This window comes from Rheinheimera faecalis, assembly GCF_021290965.1.
GTDB lineage: Bacteria > Pseudomonadota > Gammaproteobacteria > Enterobacterales > Alteromonadaceae > Pararheinheimera > Pararheinheimera faecalis.
In genome coordinates, this window is record NZ_JAJOYT010000039.1 from 1 (window position 1) to 500 (window position 500).

At 57.8% G+C, this 500-nt stretch carries 1 protein-coding gene; it reads left to right on the forward strand.

What is annotated here, in order from left to right; all coding sequences use genetic code 11:
- Nucleotides 1-67 precede the first annotated feature (67 nt).
- Nucleotides 68-500 (forward strand): hypothetical protein (locus LSG34_RS20670; RefSeq protein ID WP_233011226.1); only part of this gene is annotated, 433 nt, incomplete at its 3' end.

Consider the following 500-nt stretch of genomic DNA (forward strand, 5'->3'; position numbering starts at 1 on the left):
TGCGACGGTGGGGGCCTTAGGTGCGGGGTCTGCGGTCTTGGCCGGAGGCGCGGCAGCGGGTGTGACCGTGGCGGGTATTTCAACAGCAGCCATGATGGGCGCAGCTGCTATAGGAGGATTTGTGGGTTCGGTGGCGAGCCAGTTGGTGGGTAAAGCCCTGGGTGCAGTGGATAGTTTCTCACTCAAAGGGGCTTTAACCTCGGGCTTAACAGCGGGGGCCACAGCCGGAGCAGGCAGTATGCTGCAAGGTGCTGATTGGGCGACCAAAGGCGCAGAAGGCAACCAGATATTTAACAACTATGGCAAAGCAGCGTTAGCGGCGACAGCCACAGCGACCAGTGTAGCGGCAGGTAAGCTGGTAGGACAACAAAGCAGTTTCCGCTGGGGGAATGTAGCGGCTTCTGCAGTAGCAGCGGGTATAGGCGGCAATACTGGTATTCCGGGCATGGATTCATTTAATCCGCTGGATGGTATGGTGCAGTCTGGTATTCGTTATGGTG